Below are 6,769 nucleotides of genomic sequence, written 5' to 3'. Positions count from 1 at the left end.
GCAATATGCAAGATAATAATAAAGATAATTCTGCTGGTACTAAATTAACAATTGCAGTCATCAGTCATTCTGATTTTCTTCCTGATCAAACCAATATCAGTAATTCTACTTCCATAGGGTTGCCTGATATTCTTGCAGAGCGAATCTTGGAACATTTAACAAACAGCAAAAGATTTATTCCTGTTGAAAGAAAAGCCCTTAGAAAAGTTGTTTTGGAACAGCGGTTTGGACAAAAACTTAAAGAAAGTTATGTTGACCGTACATTATTTAAAGCTATAGAGGATATGGAAAAAGTTAATTCTGATGTGGTTGCTACTGTTGGAAATATTGCACAGAGGAATGATATGTTGAAAGATTTTCAGGATCTTGGGAGTGCTGTAGGCGCACATTATCTTGTTTTGGGTAATTTGGAAAAAATATCGAAAACGACCGAAGAAACTCCAATACCGTTCAGCAATAAGGGAAGGACAATAAGCGAAAATGTTTCAGACGCTCGTATTAGGTTACGGGTTATTGATGTTAAATCTGGAACCGTTGTTGGCGCTACAAGTTTTCGTACCAAGGTAACTGAATCCATCTTTAAAGGAAGAAAAACTGACACAGATGATTACTCTTTTTTTGATCATCTTGGACGGTTAGCGGCCGTAAAAATTCTGGATGTGACTTTCCCTGCTAGAGTTGTAAGTTTAGATCCACTAGTAATTTCTAGAGGGCTAAATGATGGAGTCAATGAGGGTGATGTCTATAGAGTAGAAAGAGAAGGCAAAGAAATTAAGGATACTTCAGGTGTTGTAATAGGGCGTATAAAGTCAGATGTAGGACGTATAGAAATTAAGACTCCGCAGGAAACAATGTCTATAGTAAAGCAAATAAGCGGAGATAAATTATTAGTTGGTGATCTTGTATCGCTTGATATTCAGGCAAGTGAAAAAAAAGCGACTTATATTCCGACAAGGTCTGGTGGGGACCTTTCTGCTTCGACTCAAAGGAAAGGTGGTAGTAAAGCAACTATTGCAGTTGGGTTGCTTCGAGTGAACAAAAATGCGCGAACTATAGATGGTTTTGGAAGAGGCCATGTCAATCGTATGACAGATGATTTTATTATTAAACTGACAAATACAAACCGTTTTACAGTAATGGAAAGACAGGAAATTGATCAAATCATTGATGAAAAAGATTTTGAATCAGTTGTTTCAGGAAATAACATTTTAGATAGTTTGAAGGAATTGGCCGGCGCGGATTATTTAATTCTTGGCGAAATTTCTAATTTTTATACCAATACTCAACGTACAAGAGTTCCGCTTGTTGATGAAGTGCAAGTGCATGTTAGCGGCATTGCTGAGGGTAATATTCGGATAGTTGATGTCCATACAGGCGCTGTTATTGCTGCTGACAAAATCAATATTAATGAAAGAATAAAAAGTGGAGATGTGACGCAAATGATAAATAAATTGATGGATGACTATACAACAGAAGCAGTAAACCGGATTTTGGAACGGCTTTATCCAATTAAAGTCTTGATGGTTAATGCTAATGGTACACTTTACATAAATCGGGGAGATGATGTTGGGATGCGCAGTGGGCTTGTTTTTGATGTAATGCATCCGGGAGAAGAAATGATTGACCCTGACACAGGGATCTCTTTTGGTAAGGCAGAAACGAAAGTAGCAACGGTGAAGATATTGACAGTTGAGGCATCAAGGTCTACAGCAATTATTTCATCAGGAGGTAATGTTGCTATCGGCGATATTTTAAGGAAAGCCGCTCCTGTAGCAATACCTGAAAAAGAAAAAAAGGTAGTAGTGAAAAAGCCTGCATGGTAGCAGAATAGAATTAATTTAGATTTAATTTAAAAATTTGTATTTAGGAGAAATATGAAAAGGTATTGGTTGTGTTTTTTGTTTACTAGTATCTTAGTTATTTTTTTAGCAAATCCAATCTATGCATTTGATTTGAAAAATCCTCTCAAATCCTTTTCTCAAAAGATTTTAAGTAATAAAAGGGAAAATACGGAAAATAGTATTAACCAGAAAAACTCATTAGAACAAAAACGGATACTTGCTGAAAAAAGAAATATAATTTATTCCGGTTATTCTAAATCTTTTAAACTTGTAAAAAAATTAATTGCATTAGGAAAGATAGAAGAGGTAATACAACTATATAAAGAAAATGATAATAAAAACATATCTGGTATAGACACGAGAGAAAAGAAGACGCTCTTAAATGCAGAAACTTTGGCAAATCTTGAAGGGGCGCAAATCGCGTTAAGTTGTGGAAAATATGATGATTCAATAACTATGTTTACCAAGGCAGAGAAAATTATCAAAAATAATGATAATCAAACAATATCAAAAACTTTTCTGGATAAGGTATGGGCAACTGGCGGCGGAATGATTACCGGAAATTCTGAAACAGGTCCATATCTAACTGAAGGATATGAAAAAGTCCTTATGTTAAATTTAAAAAGCATTGTTTATTTACTTCAAGGTAAACGAGAAGCTTATAATGTTGCGCGGCGTTCGATTGAATGGCAAAAGATAGAAAGAGAAAAATTTGATAAAAAAATAAAGGCTGTAAAAGAAAAGTTAGCTGAAAAGGAGAAAGAACAAAAAGATAAAAGGGGTGAACTGGGCTTTAATTTGAAAGAAATATTAGGGAAACAATATGCTTCAATGGATACTAAAGCCGATACTTTGCCTAGTGCATTTGTTAATCCCTTTGGTTATTATATCAGTGGAATCGTTCAGGAATTCGAGAGTTTCAATGATTCAAGCCTTCGAGACAATGCAAGAATTTCCTATGAAAAAGCATTAGATCTTAATCCGAAAAACAAGTTTCTTAAGGAACTTGTTGAGGAACTTAAAAAAAAATCTGCTCCGCCAAATAAAAGATTAGTTCATGTAATTGTTGCGGATGGATATGTGCCGGAAAAAAAAGTATTATCTTTTAATATTTCTATGAAGAATGCTGATATCCCTGTTAAGTTACCAATTTATGATCCGGTCCCTTCAAAAGTCAATCGCATAAATGTTTATGATGAAAAAGGTCATCAACTATCAAAATTTTCTAAAATAGCCGATATCGAAGCTTTATGCCTTCGTCATCAAAAAGACACTGCGCCTATACGTACTTTAAGCATTTTTGCGACAATAGTACGTACATATTTTGAAGGTTCTATTTTGGATAAGTTTGGACAAATTGGTTCAACAATTAAAAAGAAACGTAATGAAATGTCTACTCCCGATATGCGGTCGTGGATGAGCCTTCCGGCTTCGATCTATGCTGCTCGATTTTATGCGCCACAAAATCTTAATCGGATTCAAATAGTTACTTATGATTTGAAAGGCAATAAATTAGCATCAAAATCCATTGAGTTAGATAAATCAAGTCATAATTTTGTTTTTGCAAGAAGCATTGATGATCTATTGTATGTATATTCAAATGAAAAAATGTGGATTGCAATGAATTAATTAAAAAATAGGAGAAGATATGAATAGTATTAAAGTAGTTGTTCTATATGTCAGCTTAATGTTTGCCGTAGTATTATTAGGATGTACGACGACTTCAAATGGACCTATAGATTCAGGACCCTTCATAGATGATAGTAACCCAAGAGCTACCCTTATCCTTGGTTCTAAAAAACTCTTAAATAAGGTAAAAATTATGAATCCGCGATTTAGAGTTCTTGGTCAATTAACACAAGCTGAAGTTACCGTACAGAATTTATCAGAAAATAGATATACTCTGGAATATAAATGTGACTGGTATGCTAGTGAAGGATCTTTAGTCAATAGTCTCAACGTTTGGAATCGTTTTACCTTGACTCCTCATCAGACCCAGAGTTTCCAGTTTATGGGAAAAACACCTGAAGCAGTTAAGATAGTTTTTACGGTTCGATTCCCTGACGATGTTTTTATTGAAAACTATAAACAAAGAAATAAATGAAAGGAGTGACCTGATATGAGCAATAAATATAGATATTTAGGCATTGTGATTCTTTTTTTGAGTATTACTTTTTTAGGTTCCTGCGGTCCTATAACAGCGGGTCGTCAAGGAGCCGTTTCAACAGTTGATACCGCTGACGACATACACATAAATACAGAGCCTAATAGTGCTGATTACAAAAGATTGGCAGAAAAAGTTACAAACAAAATGTTGTCATCAAAACAGGTTCAGAGTTGGGGTAATTCCAAACCAAGATTAGTGATAGGTGAAATAAAAAACAATACCGACGATGAAGGGATAAGAGTAATTGATATTTATGACAAGATTCAGGAAACAATCTTTCAAAGCGGATTAATAAGAGTGTTAGATAGAACTGCAAACGACTTTGACTATATTTTGAAAACAGAATTAACATCTACTCGTCAATACGCTAAAAATAACCAAGAACTTGTTTATTTTACTTTACAGCTAAAGCTTTTTAAAATTGATGGAGAGCTTATAGGACAGTGGTCAGCTGATATGGCTTTAGCTAAAGCAAAAAGAAGGCTTTTCTAATATTAGGAAATATTTGTCTCTTTTGTTCCCAATAGATAGAAGGAAGTAAAAATTTGATATTTTTTTAGGGAGAAAAATATGTTTTGTATAGAATGTGGCAAGCAAATTCCTGATTGTAGTACAGTCTGTCCTGAATGTGGACAGGTATTAAAAATAACGAAAATTACTCCTTCTTATAGAAGTACAATAAAAGGTTTTTTTGGTTTATTATTTTCATTTATCTCAATGCCTATTAAAACTTTGAAATTAACAGTAAATGAACTAAAAGAATTAGGTAATCAAGGCAAACTAGATGTAGATTCTACCAATATTCCACATCTTACATGGTTGGGAATTGCAGGACGTATGATTATAAGTATTATAATTATAGGAACAGTAATTTTTGGATTTGCCTCTGGAATAAATTATCTTACACAGATAAGGCGTTCAATGGGTAATGCAATTGGCGGATTAATTGGATCCATAATCGGAGGTTTATTCCTTGCTATATTTTTAGATTGGTTGTTTTCTTTATCCCTGGAAATGATGCAAATTTTTGTCAATATTTCAAATGATATTAAAAAGTTATCGAACAAATAGTTTTTTGTCACTAATATGTTGACCATCTTCTTTGATAGATGGACATAACGAAGAGTTAGATATATGTTATGATTGATATGTCCTATTCCATCTCTATATAGCTCTACATAGCCGAGTGCAGTAGTCCTTTTTAAACTGTTCAATATTTAGACATTTTTCTGGAGATATAATTAAAAGTTGTGGATGAGAGTTAAGTGGCGTATCATGAGTGATTCAGTTTTAAGGGGAATCACTCATAACCTTTAATTAAGGAGATACGCCATGAAAGATAGTAGCGTAGTTGCGTTAAATAGTCCAGAAGAAGTTGAAGATGTACTTACGGGAGTATTACGTGAGGGAGCCATGCGTTTACTGAAAGAGGCGCTTGAGATAGAGATTGAAACATTTATTGAGGAATACAAAGGTTTTCGTTTATCAAATGGTTGTCGGCGTATAGTGCGCAATGGTTATAATGATGCTCGCAATATACAGACGGGGATAGGGGAAGTAAAAGTAAGAGTTCCCCGTGCTGAAGATCGGGAGGCATTGGATGATAAGATTCGCTTTCGTTCCAGCATTGTTCCTCCATATATCAGGCGGACAAAAAGTATAGAGGCGCTGTTGCGGTGGTTATATTTGAAAGGGATATCGACGGGTGATTTTCCGGAAGCGCTGGAAGCCCTGTTTGGTAAGGCAGCCAGAGGATTGTCATCCGGGACCATCAGCCGGCTAAAATCTGTGTGGTGGAATGAATATGAGCAGTGGAATAAGCGGGATTTATCTAAGAAGCGATATGTCTATTTTTGGGTTGATGAGACTTGTCAAGAACATTGTGTCTGCGAGTTTTTAACTGTTTTCAAATTCATGTTATTTTCATAGAATCTGAGGTTAAAGATCTGGTTAATTTCATAGAGTTCCCCTCTTATTATTGGGTGAGGTTTTTTCCATTTTGTTTTTTCTAATTTTTCACATTGAAGCATTACATTGATTCCAAGGATTTGTTTAGAGGCAAAGTATCCGCCGAGTCTGTGTCTGATTCTTTCAAGTAGCGAATTAAAGTTTTCTATAATGTTTGTTGTATAAATGCTTCTTCTTACTCTTTGAGGATATTTCATAAAGGAGAGGTATTTCCCTTCTTTTTTCAAAAGATACGAAATAAATGAAGGATATCTGTTTTTATATTCTTCAAGAATATTATCAAGTTTATCTTTTGCTTCCTCAAAGTTATTACTATAATAGATGTAGGTCTCTCTTAACTTGCGATTAAATTCCTTTGAATCTTCTTTAGACATATTTCTTTTTACATTGCGCTGAAGATGTACAAAACAGAGCTGATGGTCTGTTTTTGGAAATATTGCCTCAATTGCCCCATCAAGCCCTGAGAAGTCATCTGAAACAATCAATAATATCCGTTTGAGTCCTCTTGAGATTAGATCATTAAATATTTTTATCCATTCGTCCTTGTTTTCTGAGCCCATAACGATATAAAAACCGTATACTTCCCGGTTGCCTTCCAAATCTATGCCAAGTACGGTGTAAATACAGCATTTGCGCACTTTCCCGGAACTTTCTTTGAGTTTCCCATGGTAAGCATCAATGTATAAAACAAAAGCATCCTCTGGAAGTTCTTTTGTTTTAAATTCCTCTAAACGCTTTAAAATGTCATCTTCAATCTTTTCAAGCTCATCTTTTGAATAAGGCAATCCAAGTT

At 34.5% G+C, this 6,769-nt stretch carries 7 protein-coding genes; 6 read left to right on the top strand and 1 reads right to left on the bottom strand.

Annotated features, from left to right (window positions below; translation table 11 throughout):
* The first annotated feature begins 5 nt into the window (after window positions 1–5).
* From D6734_05900 to D6734_05875, 6 genes are all read left to right on the top strand, one after another.
* A complete protein-coding gene (locus tag D6734_05900; protein RMF95275.1) occupies window positions 6–1,823 on the top strand; it encodes a hypothetical protein in 1,818 nt (605 codons plus the stop codon).
* Window positions 1,824–1,874: 51 nt separating this feature from the next.
* Window positions 1,875–3,470 (top strand): hypothetical protein, encoded by a 1,596-nt coding sequence (locus D6734_05895; protein ID RMF95274.1) that lies wholly within the window; start codon window positions 1,875–1,877, stop codon window positions 3,468–3,470.
* A gap of 19 nt (window positions 3,471–3,489) precedes the next feature.
* Window positions 3,490–3,945 (top strand): DUF1425 domain-containing protein, encoded by a 456-nt coding sequence (locus D6734_05890; GenBank protein RMF95273.1) that lies wholly within the window; start codon window positions 3,490–3,492, stop codon window positions 3,943–3,945.
* Window positions 3,946–3,960: 15 nt separating this feature from the next.
* Window positions 3,961–4,500 carry a hypothetical protein gene (locus D6734_05885; protein RMF95272.1) on the top strand — a complete coding sequence of 180 codons (540 nt, stop codon included), beginning with the start codon at window positions 3,961–3,963 and terminating at the stop codon, window positions 4,498–4,500.
* A 78-nt stretch (window positions 4,501–4,578) separates the two neighbouring features.
* Window positions 4,579–5,079 carry a zinc ribbon domain-containing protein gene (locus D6734_05880; protein ID RMF95271.1) on the top strand — a complete coding sequence of 167 codons (501 nt, stop codon included), beginning with the start codon at window positions 4,579–4,581 and terminating at the stop codon, window positions 5,077–5,079.
* Between the two features lie 261 nt (window positions 5,080–5,340).
* Window positions 5,341–5,937: a hypothetical protein gene (locus D6734_05875; GenBank protein RMF95270.1), complete on the top strand. Its 597-nt coding sequence runs from the start codon at window positions 5,341–5,343 to the stop codon at window positions 5,935–5,937.
* Here the strand turns inward: D6734_05875 and D6734_05870 are convergent.
* The coding region (locus D6734_05870; protein RMF95269.1) for an IS256 family transposase at window positions 5,880–6,769 on the bottom strand (890 nt) is incomplete at its 5' end. The two genes, D6734_05875 and D6734_05870, sit on opposite strands and share 58 nt — an antisense overlap.

The sequence above is a fragment of the Candidatus Schekmanbacteria bacterium genome (assembly GCA_003695725.1).
Lineage (GTDB): Bacteria > Schekmanbacteria > GWA2-38-11 > GWA2-38-11 > J061 > J061.
This window is presented reverse-complemented; position numbering and strand designations above follow the sequence as displayed.